The following is a 17,389-nucleotide window of genomic DNA, read 5'->3' as shown; positions in this document are numbered from 1 at the left end:
TCACTTATGAAAAAACTAATCACATGTACATCCTTATTGGTGAGTGCCTTCACTTTTGCACAATCCATCTCGGTTAATGACCCTGCCGATCCTCCGAGTGCTTTTACAGCAGAAGAACTTATTCAGGAGGTGCTCGTTAGCGGATCGTCATGTGTAGAAATTGAACTCACCAACATTTCAGAAAATCCGGACGGTATTGGTAATATTGCCGAACAAAGCTGGGGTTATTTTCAGAATAATGGCGGCACATTTCCTTTCGAGGAAGGAATCATTTTATCCTCAGGATTTGCCGTAAGTGCCGAAGGCCCTAATAACGAAACAGGAACGTCCGACGGGGGTCTCAACTGGCCCGGTGACATCGACCTGAAAGCATTGCTGGACAACCAGTATGGAACGAATGTGGCTACCAACAACGCCACTGTATTCGAGTTTACATTTGTATCCAGCCTGGATGAAGCGACCTTCGAATTTATATTCGCTTCCGAAGAATATGAAAATCAATGGGAATGTAGTGATGATTTTCGCGATGGTTTCGCCTTCCTAATAAAAGGCCCGGGCATTCCAAATGTCTCCGGAGCTCCCTTTGGCGGAACGAATGTAGCCGCCGTTCCCGGTTCTAATAATGTCCCGGTGAGTACAGCATCCATTCATAGTGATACTTTCTTATGTGGGTTTGAAATACTGGGAACAAATTACTTTCCGGACCTCTACGTAACAAATTCTAATCCGCCAACCAACGAAATTGAATTCGACGGACTTACGGTAACCTTAACTACTGCAACCATCGATATTATCCCTAATGAGGTATATACCATTAAAATGGTATTGGCAGATCGAGGCGATACTGCCTTCGATTCGGCTGTATTTTTAAAAGCAGGAAGTTTCAATATTGGAAATGTAGACCTGGGAGACGATATCTTACTGAGTGACCCTGAAGCACAATGCGAAGGGGAGATCATTACCCTGGACGCCGGTGTTAATCCGGACGCAGATTATCAATGGTTTAAAGACGGGGTAGCCATCCCCGGAGCTACCAATCAAACGCTGGATATATCGGAAACAGGATTGTACAGAGTAGAACTTACCTTCGCAGCAACACCCGAATGTATTGTAAGTGATGAGATCCTTGTAGAATTCTTCACGGTACCGGAATTCGATCTTGGCGATGACAGTTTAATATGTGATAAAGAAATTATTACCCTGGATGCCACCCCTGTCAATTCCAGTGAGCTAACAGATATTTCGTATAAATGGTTTAGAGACGGTGTTGAGATCCCTGGTGAAATCACCGCTACCCTGGATGTTTCAGAAACCGGGCAATATGCCGCCGAAGTAACCGGAAACGGGTGTGTGATCAGCGATTCGGTTTTTATAGAACTGGTTTCTTTTACTGTTGATATTGGCGATTTTGTTGAACCCTGTGGTGATAGCTCGTATGAGATCGTTCCGGTAATTGTAGGCGCAGACCCTTCAGGAGCAACTTATTTATGGAATACCGGAGAAACAACTCCTACTATCACCGTAACCGTGGATGGAGTATACAGTGTGGAAGTAACCATCGATGGCTGTACAGAGTTTGACGATGTTACCATTAATTTCAGAACATTGCCGGAAATAGAGCTGGGAGAAGATATTATAAAGTGTGCCCAGGAAGTTCGAATCTTAACGGCAACTCCTATAAACGCAGGTAGTTCAACTTTCACGTATACCTGGTACCGGGATGGTGGGGAAATAGAAGGTGAAAATTCTGAAACCCTTGAAGTGACCGAAGAAGGAATCTATTCGGTGGAAGTAAATGACGACGGATGTATAGGGACAGATAGTATCGATGTACAATTCTATGCCAATGAAAATTGTGTGATCACCCAGGGGATCTCCCCTAATGGTGACAATATGAACGACACTCTGGACCTGGAATTCCTGAATGACCGTTCGGGAATAGTAAAACTATCCATTTACAACAGGCTGGGATTATTAGTTTATGAAAAAGAACAGTATGTGAACGAATGGATGGGACAAACCGATGATGGTTCCGAACTTCCGGTAGGCACATATTTCTATACGATCGAATTACAAACCGAAGAACCGCTAAGCGGTTGGATATATTTAAACAGATAACAACCAATAATAACTAATTATAATGAAAAAACTGTCGCTATTAGTACTCTTACTAGCTATACTGAGCACCGAATTTATTACGGCGCAACAAGACCCGCAGTATACGCAATACATGTACAATATGAACGTGGTAAACCCTGCCTACGCAGGTTCTAAAGAAAATCTTTCCATAACGGCCTTATACAGGAAGCAATGGTCTGGTTTCGATGGAGCACCTGAAACATTTACCTTCTCGGCTCATGCTCCCTTTGGAGACAAAGTAGGATTAGGATTATCTGCGATCAAGGATGAACTCGGGCCTGTTAGTGAAACTAACGTTTATGCCGATTTCTCCTATACCCTTGAAATTGGTGGTAACACCAAGGTAGCTTTGGGTATTAAAGCGGGTGCCACCTTCCACGATGTAGGTTTAACCGATCTGGAATTGCAAGATCCTAACGATCCTTTCTTTTCACAGGACATAAGCAGTACATATCCCAATGTGGGTGCCGGGGCCTTTTTATATGGCGACAATTTTTATGTAGGCCTATCGGTACCGAACTTACTTAATTCTGTTCACCTAGATGAGAACGGACTGAAGTACGGTTCAGAAACCAATCATTATTTCGCGACAGCCGGTTATGTTTTCCAGGTTTCGGAAAATGTGAAATTAAAACCATCCGTGATGGTTAAGTCGGCTTTCGATGCTCCTGTTTCCTTTGATGGAAACCTAAATGCACTTTTCTTCGAGAAATTCGAAATTGGTGCTTCATATCGATTAGACGATTCATTCAGTGGCCTTGTTGGGTTTCAGGTTACTGAAAATATCCGGGTTGGATATGCTTACGACTATATAACATCTGATCTTGATGCCGTGGCGGATGCTTCACATGAAGTGATCTTGACCTTCGACCTGTTCTTTAATAAACGAACACTACGCTCACCGAGATACTTCTAATCACTAAAATCTAAGTTCAGTTACGATGAAAAAATTATTTACATTCCTACTAATCATCGCGGTAAGCACTACAGTGACAACCGCTCAAAATAAAGACACTAAAAAGGCGGACCAGCTTTATGCGCGCTATCAATACACCGATGCTGCAGAAGCTTATCAGAAATTACTTAAAAAAGGTAAAGGCAGCCGTTACGTGTTTCAGCAACTAGGTAATAGTTACTACTTTATCAACGATACCAAAAAAGCCGAAACCTATTACAAACGGGTGGTGAAAGGCAGAAACCTTGATCCGGAAGTTATTTACAACTTTGCCCAGTCCCTGAAAGCTAACGGGAAATTTTCTGAACACAATACATGGATGCAGAAATTTGCCGAATTAAAACCTAACGATTCGCGCGCCCGGGAATTTATGAAAAACCCTAATTACATCCCGCTTATCATGGACGAAGTTCAGCGTTGGGAGGCTAAAAATCTTGAGGAGATCAACTCCGAGTACTCCGATTTCGGGTCGTTCGTAATGGGGAAGGATTTCTATTTTGCCTCTAGTAGAAATACTAAACGTAAAAAATATGGCTGGAACGAAGAGCCGTACCTGGATATTTATAAGGCTCAAAACGTAGGTGGTACCATTAAAAATGCCACCCTTCTTGAAGCCGGAGATGTAAATACAAAATTTCATGAAGGTACTGTTGCCATTACTGCAGACGGTAAACGGATGTACTTCGACAGAAATGATTACTACCAGGGAGATTACGATAAGAGTGAAGAGGGTGTTAACCATATCAATCTATACTACGCCGAATTGATCGACGGCCAATGGAAAGGCGTTCAGTCTGTACCATGGAATAGCAACGAATATTCTGTACAGCATCCGGCATTAAGCCCGGATGGGAATACCTTGTACTTCGCCAGTGATATGCCGGGCGGACAGGGAATGAGTGATATTTACAAAGTTACCGTTAACAAGGATGGTACTTTTGGAACACCCGAAAACATGGGTAGTGTTGTAAATACCGAAGGCCGGGAAGGATTTCCATTTGTAGACAGTAACGGTTCTCTTTATTTCTCCAGTGATGGTCATTTAGGTATTGGATTACTTGACGTATTTATGGTTCCCATTACCCGTAGCGGTAATATGGAAGTGGTGAATATGGGGAAAGGCGTAAATAGTTCCAGCGACGATTTTGCCTTTGTATTCGACCCTGTGACCATGACCGGTTATGTGTCTTCCAACAGAGAGGGCGGAAAAGGTGGAGACGATATCTATGCTGTAAAAGAACTTGAGATCGCCTGTGAAGTAACTTACAATGTAACTGTACTTAACGAATATACCGATGGGCCCATTTCGGGAGCTCGCGTAGATATGTACGACGAATTTGAAAACAACTTGAGTTCGAGAACTACCGGCGAAAATGGTACAACCAAATTCTCTGCCGAATGTGATAAAGGACATGTATTACAAGGGATCATGAAGGATTTCGAGAGCAATGCTGTTGTGGTTGAGGCTGCCAATAATACCGAAGTCGATGTAGTGATAAGACTTCGTCCTATTGAAGAAATCATCGTAGACGACCGTGTGGTTCTTAATCCTATTTATTTCGATCTTGATAAGTCCAATATCAAGCCTCAGGCGGCATTCGAACTGGATAAATTAGTGGCTATTATGATGAAATACCCAAGGATGGTGATCAAGGTAGAAAGTCATACCGATAACCGGGGTAACGACAAGTATAACTTAGATCTTAGTGAGCGTAGAGCTCAGTCTACAGTTCAGTATGTGATCTCGAAAGGAATAGATGCTTCAAGAATTAGTGGGGAAGGAAAAGGTGAAACCGATCCAAAATTCGACTGTGGCACTAATTGTACGAAAGAACAACATGACAAGAACAGACGATCCGAATTTATAATCGTAGAACGCTAGTCGTTTTCAACTAACTAATATCATCCATTAAAAACCCTTTCGAACTGAAAGGGTTTTTTATTATTTCTTTCTTAATTCTTTGGCTCAATGATTAAAAACACGGCAGTACTATCCCCGATATTCAACACCTCATGTTGCTGGATCTCATAGTTTGAAAAACTGTATCCGGTGGGTACATCCACTTCCCGTGTTCCGGTGGTATCTTTTATTCTGAAGGTACTTCCCCGCAATGTATATCCAAAATGTGGTGGGTGATAGTGCTTCTCATGCCCAACGCCCGGCGGAAAGGTGCACTTTAATACACGTAAACTACTATCGTCCTGGATCACTTCGCATACCTTGTTTCCCTCCCATCCTGCCTCCAGGGGATCCGGTAGGGTCTGTTTTTTCTCGCAGCCGCTTAGTCCTGCCATACAGATGACCGTAGCCACACCGAGATAAAACTTAAAATGTAGTACCGTTGGTCTCACGATACGAAAGTATGCAATAAAATTAATTAGATCGAATTTCGATCTCATCCAACTCGTAGGTGCCATCAAAATCGGGATCTCCGCTTCCTGTATATCTCCATGCAATATGGCCTGTACCTTCAATGCAACTTAAATCTACATTCCCCGAAAAAATCCAATCTCCAAAGAAGTCGTCATCCTGCACGATCACTGCACTGGGTAGAAGATTCCAGGTTGCAGAGGTGACAGACACCGGATCACCGTTCCAGTCATGAGAAAAAAACAGTTCCAAAGTACTACCATCGGCAAAACTATTGGAAGTTTTAAAACTAAGCGTTTCTCCTTGCTGCCCCTCGAAATTTATTTCGGGAGTGATGAGCCAGCCAATATTTGCATCGTCGCCACTCATATAAGCACCCATTCGTGCCGAGATCCCAAGTGATGCATTGGATCCGTCGTCGAAATAGGCCTCCCATAATTCGGAGCCGGCTTCGGCAAAATTAGTCCAGCCATTACCCTGAATGGGCTCACCTTCTATTTGAGATTCGAAGAACTCAGTAAATAAAATTGTACTGCCTACCATCCCCGCAACACCGCAATCAACCTCCAGTGGATCACAGCGATCCATCCCATCCAACTGTATTCCATTGAGATCGTTTACCACCAAATTGAATTCATCTCCAAAAAAATTATAGGTGAATATTCCGGTTACAGAACCTTTCCCGGCCGACATTCGCACAGATTTAAAATCGGCAAAGGTGGAAGTGCTAAATACAATACTCGCATTTTCGGTACAACTCTCCAAGGTGCGCTCCCCGTCGAACATATCGGTGGGTTCCCCGGCATATGTAAGTGGATCGTCTCCAAGCACCTCCATACGGTTGAATTGAACGTCATCTAACTGAACATAGGTGTTTATATGCGCTTCAGAAAGTTCTGAAATTAAAACAAGAGCCGGCTCGATGGTAACCACCGTAGTATCCCTGGCTACATAGTCGAACATACGAGACTCCGATATCTGGCCAATCCGGTTTCCATCCCTGATCCCCACCGAAAGTTGTCCGCTATCCAAACCAACCGTAAGGCCCATAAGTTTTACATACACTTTCCGCCCGAATTCGAAACGGGAAAATAAGGGGTTAGAATCGATCTTTATCTTCAGCCCCGCTGATGGTGTATTTGGAGCGTCCTGAACAACGATCTCTTCGAAGAAATTTCCATGTTCGTCACTTGAGATCACGTAGGCCGTTATATAAATCTCTTCATCTATGGTTAAAACAGTATTGCCATTATTGGCGATTTCCTGGAGCAAGGCATCCTTTAAGGCTCCAATACTTATCTCCGAGCCCGAAAGCTCAATAGCTGCAAGCTCGATCTCAGGCACATTGAACTCATCATCGTTAACACAGGAAATAATGCAAATATTTAGTAGTAAGAAAGCACATGTTATAAGAAGGAGATTTTTCATAATTTCTGAAATTAATACAATTAAAATCTTAGATATATGTTTACGTAATAGGTAGTTCCATTTCCGAAGAAATATTTATTCCCGAACAGGGGTCCGTATCTCCTGTTTTTCTCTTCCAATTGCTGTTGGTAACTTACCCTACGAGAATCTTCAAATCCGCCGGTTCTATATCTGCTATCAAGTAAATTGTTGATCGATGCAAAAAACCCTATATAGTACCCGCCAATGCGCCAGGACTTTCCTCCCACCACATTCACCAGAAAATAATCATCGAGCTCTTCCTGTTTAAGTAAAGCCTGCGCCGTGTTTATATCGTAGTTTGAAAAAGGAAGACCGTCGGAATCTGTGTAGAAATCGGGCGTACGTCTTAGATAACTAATATCAACATAGGAATTCGAAAAATAATTGGTTGTAATTCCGGCCCACCAAAAATTGGGGTTGCGGTATTCCAACCCGATCTGGGCTGCTCTCTCCGGACCCCCTGCCACGTGATAATTCTCCAGGATCACAGTTCTTTTACTACCAACGATTTCAATGTCGTTTCCTTCCACCACTCCATCTAACGGGTCGCTGTCGAAATCGTCTCCGGATAAGTATAGCACAGGATTAGAGCTATAAATATATTGCCCCAAAGATGCAGCTGTTTTTATTTTGAAGGTTGGGAAAATTTTTACTTCAGCTCCTATTTCCAGCCCTACATTTCTATTGCCGATCCCGGTAACGATCTCCTGTACAAAAGCGTTATTATCTTCACTCCCCAACGCATTCTGAGTAAAGTAAAAACCAATTTCGGTACGATTAGATAGTTCATTGTAAAAGGCAGAAACCCTCGCTTTAACATTGGGAGTACGAAACAGATAGCTCGCATCTGCCAACCTGGTATTCTCTATTGCCAGACCATCGACGATATCATTGTTCTGGCGGGGGTTAACAAAGCTATTTCGCAAAGTGGGTGGGTGTGCCAGCATGGCGGCGTTTAATTCGAAAAAGTGACGCCCATTAAATTTATAGAGTCCTCCAAATTTGGCGCTAAAGGCGGTAAAATTGATAGTCTCGCTGTCCCCCAGAGATCTGTTAGGTTGAGCGAAATATCCGTTCTGAAATAGACCTGTTCGCTGATAATTTACCTGAGACAATCCCCCGGTAACGTAAAGATCCACCCTGCGTAGGTTTATCCTTGTTTGAATAAAAGCAGTTAGGTTTGAGGCCTTAATTTCATAATTATATTTATATCGCTCTCCTGCGATTACAATCCTGTCCGGATTTTGAATATCACTTTGTATAAAATTAGTATCCTCTCCAAAGTGATCTATATCCAAGTAACCTTGTCCGCCCAGTAGGTCATTAACTTCGGCATAATTCTCACTTTTTAGTATGCGATAGCTCAGCCCACCATCCAGACGTACAGTTTCAGACAGGCTCCCATTGTAAATACTGCTCATCGATAGTTGAGTATCCCTGGTCACATCTTCCTGAATGATATAGGCCGAAAGTCCTCCTGCCGTTTTAGTATTAGCCTCATAAAGGGAATTCCAATCAAGCTGTCCGTTATTAATAAACTCCTGCTCAGCTTCGTAGGCTAACTGAAAATCCAGGGGTGTAGGGTTTGGGTTCCGAAGAAAATAACTTGGTAATCGCTGGTAATAATTTGCCAACGGATTTCGTCTACCACCATAATCCAGACGGCTGTTCCCAATCTTCCCGCTTTGATACGCAATATTGTTATTGATTTTGTTCCCTTCGGAAATTTTCCAATAATGATTCAGCATGAGTATGGGTTCTTCAATGTACCGGATTCTACTGCTTCGTATTTTTCCGTCCTGAATGCCCCAATGCGGATTATAGCTGTTTCCTTTAAGCGCTTCTACTTCCTCGGTAAGTGCGGTGGAGCGGCCTCTCTGTACGGGAGTATAGATGCCAACGAGATTAAGGCTGTGAGTTTCGTTTAATGCACGCTCAACAGCAATAAAAACCGAATTGGCATCGTAGGGAGTCCCTTCTACATAGCCTCTTTCTCCAAATCGCCTTGATATTAATACCGAATACGACCATTTACTTCTTGTATGTCCGCTACTGTAAGATACCATGACTCTGCCTTCATAGCTCCTGTTCGCAAGTGCGTAAGAGATACGTCCTCCCCGTTTGTATTGAGACGCGCGCATGAGTATATGTGTTGACCCATTGGCACCTCCAAAATCTTGATCGCCCGGGGTAGTCCCTCGGTCGTACGCGATATTTCTCTGAAGATCATTTAATCCGCCCCAATTGCTCCATAAGGGTCTGCCCGAAACTAATTTATTCATTACAATCCCATTGATAAGTAACTTGCTATGTGAATTATCCAGCCCTCTTGGTTTGAAAAAAGTAGCGCTGAAATCGTAGGCTACCGCGTTTAGAAAAACATCCCTGGAGGCCTGTAATAATCCCGAGATATTTTGCGAACTCTCTTCTTCCTCATCCAATTCGTAATCGGTTAAACTGATGATCCCGGTTTGTTGCTCTCCCACAGACAGATCTGCTTCCAGCAATACAGGATTGAGATCTATTGTCTTACCATTATTGATGGTAACCCTCAATTTTTTTGTTAAATAGTCGTCATGAGATAACTGGATGATTTGTTCTCCAACGGGAAGATCAATTTCGGAGATGATGAAATAACCGTTACTGTCGCTTTGCACTTGCTGTAAGTGCCCCAATATCTGCACCTGAACAGCTGGGACGGCAGTTCCTGAATAAGAATCCAGAATCCTGCCTTTTACAACAGAGGTTTGCGTATAGCCAAACACGCTCATGAGCATGAAAAATAAAACAATCAATCCCGAACACCTCATGGAAGGAAATCGTTAGTACGTATTTATTCGAACATTGATCTTAACCTTCGTAAAGCGAAGTTCTAATCGAAAAAATATACGTTGTGTGGGAAGAACTAGATACTGCTAGATCGAATAAAAGTAAAAAAACACGCTTAGGGTTTAGTGTTTTACTTAGATTTTTGAATAGTTATAAGTCTGATTTCATGAAAAGCATGTGTTGCCTAAATTTGTTTTTCTACTTTTAACTCCTCCCCGGTATGAAGTCTAAACCACTCTAAAAATGAGAATCTCATACCTTTTCCTCCTAACGATAATTTTATGGCCTAACTATATCCAACCACAGGAATACAGGTCATTCAAGATCCACACCATTGCCTTTTACAATCTCGAGAACTTGTTCGATTTTGAAGACGATCCTTTCACTTTCGACAACGACAGAACACCGGAGGGTAAGGATCACTGGACGGAGGAAATCTATTGGAAAAAGGTAAGGAATATGGCTACTGTTATTTCTGAAATTGGAAAAGAGGTAACTGGGCAGCCACCGTCTATTATTGGAGTTTGTGAGATTGAAAACAGGCGAGTACTGGAAGATCTGCTTAATGCCGATCCCTTGAGAGAAACAGAGTACGGATTGGTTCATTTCGATTCGCCCGATCGCCGGGGTATAGACGTTGCCTTACTTTACAAGAAGTCTGCTTTTGTTCCTTCTCAATACAAAGCAATGGAACTTTTACTTTTCGACGACCAGGACAGAACGAAAAGGATCTTTACACGGGATCAACTTCTTGTAAGTGGATACCTTGAAGGGGAATTGATCCATATAATCGTGAACCACTGGCCATCACGTAGTGGTGGTGAAGCCAGAAGCCAGGGGAAACGAATTAAGGCCGCAAGGCTCAATAAACAATTAATAGATTCATTGTGGAGTATAGATCCGTATGCTAAGATCATCAATATGGGTGATTTTAACGATGATCCGGTAAATACGAGTATAAAAAGAACCCTGAAAACCACGACTAAAAAAGACAGCTTACAGCTTAAAAAATTGTACAACCCAATGGAATCCATGTATCGAAAAGGACTTGGAACCCTGGGCTACGCAGATGGATGGAATCTATTCGACCAGATCATGCTGTCTTCAGAATTATTAAAAAAAGATTACAGCTCGTATCGGTTTTACACGGCAGGGATCTATAATGCACAAATACTAATTGCTCGAGAAGGTAGATATAAAGGATATCCTTTTCGCAGTTTTACGGCAAGTGGTTTCACCGGTGGATACAGCGATCATTTTCCGGTTTATGTTTACCTGATCAAAGAAACTCAAGCTTCAGTTAATAACACAAATTAACTAAACCACTGAGCCCATGGGATACGGCTTAGGGTAAAGATAAGTGCCAGCGCATAGAAAATGGTAAGTGCCCGGAACTTGGGCCCCGAAACCAGCCGTTTTTTATGCTTGGAGTAACCTACAGTCACCAGCACAACCACTATGATCATGATCAGTGGATGTTCAACCGCGTAGAGCCTGAACTCCCCGTTCTTCATCACTTCACTCATCCCTACGTTAGAGATATTCTTAAGCCCCATTGGGGAAATGAAATAGAGAATTAAACCTATTAGAAACTGGATATGAGTGACAATTAGCGTAAAGAGTGCTATTCGGAAATCCTTAGGTTGATATTCTTTCTTGCCTACCAGGCCGGCCAAGGAGTTAATAGTAGCTATAAGAAGCATAAAAAGCACGAGATAGGCCCACCAGGAATGAATAAACTGAACGGTTGTGTACATAGTTGGTTTTGTTTAGAAGTCTTTCAAAGGTAGCATATTTTGAATAAAAAAACCGCCTCTCCATAAAGCCGGAGAGGCGGTTTTTACTTCCGAAGAAAAAATCCTTAGAAGTTTAATCGTAAACTTGCGTTATACGTTCTTCCAACACCTAAGTAATAACCGAAAGCATCTCTCTGGTTAATATAGGCTTCGTTGAACAGGTTGTATACGTTACCTCTGAAGGTAAGACGCTGTCCCCCTAAAGTAAACTTATAAGTAAGTCCGGCATCTGCCAAAGTGTACGCTGGCAAACGTTCTGCCTGGTAGCGCTCACCCATTTGAGCAGCTTCAATTACATCATCGGCACTCACGAAACCATAAAGGTCTGTATAGATGTTGTAATCTCCATCTACTGTAAGTCCGTCACATAATTTAACTGATAGCCCTGCACCAAAAGATGTTTGAGGTGCGTTACCTACTTTAGTTCCGGTTAGATCCAACATACCATCGGTGATTATGAACTCACTGGTATCATCATTCTGTCTTGTGAAAGGAGTTTCTCCATCAAATTTCCAGTTACCGATAGATCCGTATCCTCGTAGTCTCCATGCTCCGTAGTTTGGACGATATTCGAAATCGAATTCAACACCCTGGTGAAGCTGAGTTACATCGGTAAATCTATCTGTATAGAATACAGAGTTTTTTGGATCTGAATTGTCTTCACCGCCAGCAGAGATAAATCTGTTACCCCATTCTGTACGGTATACGTCTACATTCACACGTAGATTGCTGTTTTGGAAACGGTAACCTGCTTCCAGACCAAGGATCTCTTCGTTGTCAACTTCGGGCATAGCCAGGTCGTTAGAACCACGAACATCTCTGAAAATGTTATCCAGGAATGGCTGACGTGAGAACTGACCCGCATTTGCGAAGATCGCATGCTCCTCCGTAATGTTGAAAGAGGCCCCTCCTTTGATGTTATATCCGGTTTTATTTACTTTTTCAGATTTACCGGCATTTGCCAGGTCGAAACGCTCTTCTCTTTGGAATGACTGAGTAGAAAATGCTCCCTGAACAAAGATCGAGAATCTATCGGTAGCGTATTCTACCTGACCAAAACCACCTAAGTAGTTGATGTCTTCAGAGTAGTCGTAGTCGATACGATCTCCCTCTTCGGCAAAGTCGAATAAGGTACTCCATGGATTGGCTTCGAATTCGTTCATAAAGATCTGTCCGTTTTCTTCCAAACCGGTGAGTCCTAGCAGGTCGTTCACTTGTCTGAAGTGATCTCCATGATATAATCTACCATCAAATCCAGCATTGATGTTCCAGTTTTCGCCTGCTTCAAGGTTTAAGCTGGAAAGAAGTCCGTACCAGTTATGGTTGTTCATAGACGATCTGCGGATACGTGCGTCGCTAAAGGCACCAACGCCGTTAGAATCTGCAATATCCATGTTATTCTGAACGATCTGATCGAAATCGATCTCACCGTTGATACCTAATCGAACACGGCTTCCACGTCCATACATTCCTGTTCCACCACCACGGCCCCAAGAGGCATAAGCTACAGTAGAAAGGTCTGCATTGTCGCTAATTGTGTAGTCCCAGTTCAGGTTTGCTACCGGTTTGTGATAGAAATTTCTTCTTTCGGTATAACGCTCACCTTCTAAGAATCCTGTATTTCCATTGTATTTCTCCCCGTATAGTTCGTAGGTGTCCAGACTGTTAGAGAAATTCTGGTCGTGCCATTGCGGTGCACCTGTGATAAGGAAGTTAAATGCATGATTATCGTTTGGCTTATACCCTACAGAGAAAAGGTAGTTTTGTCCTTGTCCTGCAGTACCTATAGCATACTTTCTGTGTGCTTGCCAGTGATCTACGAGAAAAGAGAAAGCCCAACCGCTGTCACTAAGTCCAGTGTTATAGCTGGCTGTTCCTTTAAAGTAACTATCGTTACCTGCCAGGAATCTAACAAATCCGCCTTCGCGCTGATCTGTAGTTTTCGAGATAATGTTAACTGTACCACCTACAGATGAGATAGCAAGTTTTGAGGATCCTAGACCCCTTTGGATCTGGATGGCATTGGCTACATCGGCCATACCTGCCCAGTTAGACCAGAACATTCTACCATCTTCAACACTGTTAATTGGCTGTCCGTTTAGTAGGAAAGCCGTGTTGCTGTCGTTAAAACCACGTAAGAAGATCTGGCTATCACCAAAACCTCCGGCCTGGTTAGCAACATATACAGAAGGCGTATTTTTCATCGCCTCTGTAAATTCTACGTTACCAGCTGCTTTAGTGGTGATCTCCTGAGCGGTAATAGTAGATACGGCAACAGGTGTTTTTCTGTCGTCTGCGAGGTCAATTACCCCTGTACCTACAATTACAACCTCACCTAATGTAGCAGCATCGGCATCAAGAGAAACAGACCCTAGATTTGCCGAGCCATTACTTAATGTGAAAGAAATAACTCTGGTTACATATCCTAAATAGGATATTTCAACTTGCCCTCTATTAGATGAAACGGACAAAGTAAAGTTCCCGTCGAAGTCTGAAATAGTACCATTGCTGGTACCAACCTCAACAACACTTGCATTGGGAAGGGGTCCTCCAAGATCAGCATCTTGTACTGTTCCTGTTACCGTTCCCTGAGAAAATGCAGTAAAACTGCCGAATAAGAAAACTAAAAGTAAAAGTTTTTTCATTGTTTAATGTTTAGTTTATGAATATTGGCGCAAAATTACTTCCAATAATTTTCTTATAATAATTTTTGGATTAAGAAAATATTAAGAAATACACGCCGATTAAATGTAAGATTTAATGAGTAACATTCTGAAAATCCGTGCTTTAATTAATAACAGGGTTATCAACAGCAAAAAAAGAGGGGAATTAATATGTAATACAGTCCAGATTTTCCTTCAGGGGAGCGATAAATTGGAAATATTTTGGCTGTAAAGATTCGGCTAATGGCTCCGATGTAGGAAGATCTTCCTTAAAAGGGTCCACTTGTTTTCCATTCTTCCAAAAACGATAGCAAACATGAGGTCCTCCGGTATTTCCGGTCATCCCAACCCAACCAATCACATCGCCTTGACGCACAAAGTCTCCTACTTTCACATTTCTGCTTTTCATGTGTAAATATTGGGTATCGTAGGTGCTATTGTGTTTAATTTTTACATAATTGCCATTTCCTCCGCGGCGTTCAGACTTTGTCACTGTACCATCAGCTGTAGCCAGAATCGGGGTGCCAATATTGGCTGCGAAGTCGGTTCCTTTGTGGGGCCTTAATTTATAACCGTAATACTTGATCCTTCTATTTAAATTATACCGAGATGAGATACGGCTGAATTTTACCGGGGCTTTCAGGAAGGCCCGTCTAAGATTTTCGGCATTCTCATCGTAAAAATCCGGGATCTGGTTCAAGGTGTCTCCCACGAAACGGAAAGCATAAAGCTGTTTTCCTTTGTGTTCGAAATATGCGGCTTTTATTTTATCAAGACCTGCAGGAATGGTGTCATTGATATATTTTTCGGTGTAGATCACCTTGAATCTATCTCCAGGCTGGATAGCGAAAAAGTTTATGGTCCAGGCATAAATATTGGCCAGTCGCTCAGACATATACGGACTAAGATCGTTTTCCTCCATGGTTTGATATAACGAGCTAGTTATTACCCCGGAGGCCGTTTTTTCTACATAAGATACAGGTTTCCTGCTATTAAAGGAGGATATCGAATCTCTAAAATCCACCACTGCGTAGTCAACTTTATTCTTCTCGTAAATAAATACCTGGGTAGCATTTGTGCTGTCTTTGGTATTTAGCAATACATAGGGTTTACCCACCACCATTTTTCGAACGTCGAAGCTGTCTTTGAATTTTGTAGCTACTTCAAAGATCTTATCCTGGGTGACACCATTTGCATCCAGAATTGCCCCAAAAGTATCTCCAGGCCTGATGGTATCCCTAATTACATTAAAATCGTTAAGGATATAGCCGTATTCTTCTATAATTTGAGGGAGCTCTTCCTCTGCTACCTCATCTTCTTCTTTAATTTCGGTGCTACAAGCTGCAAAAAGCAGTAATACGGGGAGTAAATAGGTTAATCTCTTCAAATTCATTCAATTTAGCAACTATACGTCATGGCCCCAGTTTTTTAGTTCTTCTGCTGTCCACACTTCGGGGAAGAATATTCTCCGTTGATATTTCGGGAGCATATATTTTGCCCAATCGCTTCCACCGGTAGCCTCTTCCGGTTCATTCCCGTGGTTGAGATATTTCACAGCCGTGTTATAATGTGCCATCACCCATTTAATATTAACGGTGCGATCGTAGTGCCGCATCGCCTTTCTTAATTTAGGGTCCTTTTTAACAGATTCGGGTAAACTTTTAAACTTCGCATACAAATTTATAGTATTATACTCTTTTGTAAAGGCGATAAATTCGTTTTTATATTTTTCTTCAAAAGCACTAAGCAGGTAGCTCTTTTTCCCGGTATGGTAATTTTTACCTGCCGCCTGCCAGTACAAGTGTTCCAGCGCGTGTTCGTAAGGAGTATCCCGGTCTATGGTATCCCTAAATCTCGCATCGATAAGGTTGATAAGATCGGTCGAGGCGAATTCGATCTTACGGTATTGGGCACTCTGAAATCCACTGGCCGGGGTAAGCGTATTTCTGAATTGCAGGTATTGTTCCACCTCCATTCCTTCGGTCATGATCTGGAAAGAGGAAGTGAGCATGTCGAAATATCGACTAATACGCATTAATCTTTCTGAAAAGAACTTAACAGTAAGCTCCTTGTGATGAGCCACCTGTTGAATTTCCCAAAGGATCATTTTAAAGAGCAACTCATTGATCTGATGGTACATGATAAATACCATCTCATCCGGCAAGGTAGTACGTTGTACCTGAAGATTAAGCAAGGCGTCGGTCTGGATATAATCCCAATACGTTATAGGCTCCCCATACAACAACCCTTCCAGGTGTGTATCGAGATCCTGATCGATCGCATCGTATTTCTTCTTTAATTGTTCGAGTAATTTTAAGGTTTCCGGTTGAATTTCCATCGAGGCATTAATCTACTATAATTTTAAAAGAATGTTTTAATCCTTTGAATTCTGTTAAAGTGGCCTTTAAGGAACCCACTGCAAGATCGGCTTTTATTAGTAATGGTATCTTGTTGTTATCATCACTTACCCATACCGTTAGGCTCTCTTTTTCTTTGAAAACGCGTCCTGCCTGCACATAAGGCCTGAATACCAGGCACGATACTTTGCCAAAGTTAGTTTTTAAGGTTTCCCTACCCAAGAATTTCAGTCTGAATTTATAATTCTCCTTGTCGAAGAACATATTCATATCGACTGTTTCTCCTTCCGAGATCTTGGTTACATCAAGATTATTGCGAAGGTAATAAAAAGCCGAAACCATATCCTGAGCATCACTTGGGAAAGATACCAGTTCCTTGGTGTTATGTTTCTTGTTGTATACCAGAGCCTTTCCCGCGTTATGATCGAAATCTATCTGAATATCCTTGGTGTGCCCTCCTTCATCGATCTTCCTGATAAAGCGATATGGTCTGTCGTTGTATTTATCTATGTAAGATTCGTAATAATCCTCTACATTAAAGAATAATTTAGAGACCCCTGTTGTACGCCCTTCTCCTTTCACATGATATACACTGCGCCCTTCCAGGTAAGCATTGTCAACCTGTAAGGTAGCATACCCTGCAGTTACGATACCGTAGTGTACCCGAAATTTAAACCATTCTCCATCCCCATAGGCCTGTTCCTGGGCATTCACAACGATGAAAGTAAAAAATAAAAAAAGCGTAATAAGCCTTTTCATAACATAAGTATTAAGATTTGGTTGTGACAAATACAACTACTGTTCCAAAGTAAAAACTCCATCATTAAGAC

General features: G+C 42.2%; 12 protein-coding genes. 4 read left to right on the top strand and 8 right to left on the bottom strand.

The annotated features are described in order from the left end of the window. Positions 1 to 6 precede the first annotated feature (6 nt). Genes C5O00_RS06060 through C5O00_RS06050 form a run of 3 tightly spaced genes read left to right on the top strand, consistent with a single transcriptional unit; the run spans position 7 to position 4,976 of the window. Positions 7 to 2,118, top strand: a complete 2,112-nt coding sequence (locus tag C5O00_RS06060; protein WP_105215847.1) for a choice-of-anchor L domain-containing protein — start codon at positions 7 to 9, stop codon at positions 2,116 to 2,118. Positions 2,119 to 2,140: 22 nt separating this feature from the next. Continuing rightward, entirely contained in the window at positions 2,141 to 3,055 is a 915-nt protein-coding gene (locus C5O00_RS06055; protein WP_105215846.1) for a PorP/SprF family type IX secretion system membrane protein, read from the top strand. 25 nt (positions 3,056 to 3,080) lie between these two features. Next, positions 3,081 to 4,976 (top strand): OmpA family protein, encoded by a 1,896-nt coding sequence (locus tag C5O00_RS06050; protein ID WP_105215844.1) that lies wholly within the window; start codon positions 3,081 to 3,083, stop codon positions 4,974 to 4,976. A gap of 71 nt (positions 4,977 to 5,047) precedes the next feature. Here the strand turns inward: C5O00_RS06050 and C5O00_RS06045 are convergent, their stop codons facing one another. Genes C5O00_RS06045 through C5O00_RS06035 form a run of 3 tightly spaced genes read right to left on the bottom strand, consistent with a single transcriptional unit; the run spans position 5,048 to position 9,685 of the window. Further along, positions 5,048 to 5,494, bottom strand: a complete 447-nt coding sequence (locus C5O00_RS06045) for a cupin domain-containing protein (protein WP_212390070.1) — start codon at positions 5,492 to 5,494, stop codon at positions 5,048 to 5,050. Beyond that, complete coding sequence (locus C5O00_RS06040; RefSeq protein ID WP_105215842.1) at positions 5,469 to 6,893, bottom strand: DUF5689 domain-containing protein; 1,425 nt, start codon at positions 6,891 to 6,893, stop codon at positions 5,469 to 5,471. Before C5O00_RS06040 ends, C5O00_RS06045 begins: the two co-directional genes overlap by 26 nt. Before the next feature lie 20 nt (positions 6,894 to 6,913). After that, positions 6,914 to 9,685 (bottom strand): TonB-dependent receptor, encoded by a 2,772-nt coding sequence (locus tag C5O00_RS06035; RefSeq protein ID WP_244593035.1) that lies wholly within the window; start codon positions 9,683 to 9,685, stop codon positions 6,914 to 6,916. 301 nt (positions 9,686 to 9,986) lie between these two features. Here C5O00_RS06035 and C5O00_RS06030 point away from each other — a divergent pair, with 301 nt between their 5' ends. Then, on the top strand, positions 9,987 to 11,060 hold the full coding sequence (locus C5O00_RS06030; RefSeq protein WP_105215838.1) for an endonuclease/exonuclease/phosphatase family protein: 1,074 nt from the start codon (positions 9,987 to 9,989) through the stop codon (positions 11,058 to 11,060). Here C5O00_RS06030 and C5O00_RS06025 read toward each other — a convergent pair. From C5O00_RS06025 to C5O00_RS06005, 5 genes are all read right to left on the bottom strand, one after another. Beyond that, the gene (locus C5O00_RS06025) at positions 11,057 to 11,500 is read right to left on the bottom strand and encodes a hypothetical protein (RefSeq protein WP_105215836.1); all 444 of its coding nucleotides are present in this window, start codon (positions 11,498 to 11,500) and stop codon (positions 11,057 to 11,059) included. The genes C5O00_RS06030 and C5O00_RS06025 overlap by 4 nt on opposite strands. A gap of 104 nt (positions 11,501 to 11,604) precedes the next feature. After that, positions 11,605 to 14,184, bottom strand: coding sequence for a TonB-dependent receptor (locus C5O00_RS06020; protein WP_105215834.1), 2,580 nt, complete (start codon positions 14,182 to 14,184; stop codon positions 11,605 to 11,607). A 184-nt stretch (positions 14,185 to 14,368) separates the two neighbouring features. Then, positions 14,369 to 15,589 (bottom strand): M23 family metallopeptidase, encoded by a 1,221-nt coding sequence (locus C5O00_RS06015; RefSeq protein ID WP_244593034.1) that lies wholly within the window; start codon positions 15,587 to 15,589, stop codon positions 14,369 to 14,371. A gap of 18 nt (positions 15,590 to 15,607) precedes the next feature. Next, positions 15,608 to 16,540: a tryptophan 2,3-dioxygenase family protein gene (locus tag C5O00_RS06010; RefSeq protein WP_105215831.1), complete on the bottom strand. Its 933-nt coding sequence runs from the start codon at positions 16,538 to 16,540 to the stop codon at positions 15,608 to 15,610. A 7-nt stretch (positions 16,541 to 16,547) separates the two neighbouring features. Then, a complete protein-coding gene (locus C5O00_RS06005) occupies positions 16,548 to 17,318 on the bottom strand; it encodes a DUF3108 domain-containing protein (protein ID WP_105215829.1) in 771 nt (256 codons plus the stop codon). Positions 17,319 to 17,389 lie beyond the last annotated feature (71 nt).

The organism is Pukyongia salina (genome assembly GCF_002966125.1).
Classification (GTDB): domain Bacteria; phylum Bacteroidota; class Bacteroidia; order Flavobacteriales; family Flavobacteriaceae; genus Pukyongia; species Pukyongia salina.
The sequence above is the reverse complement of the archived record's forward strand: the minus strand, read 5'-3'. Positions and strand labels throughout refer to the sequence as shown.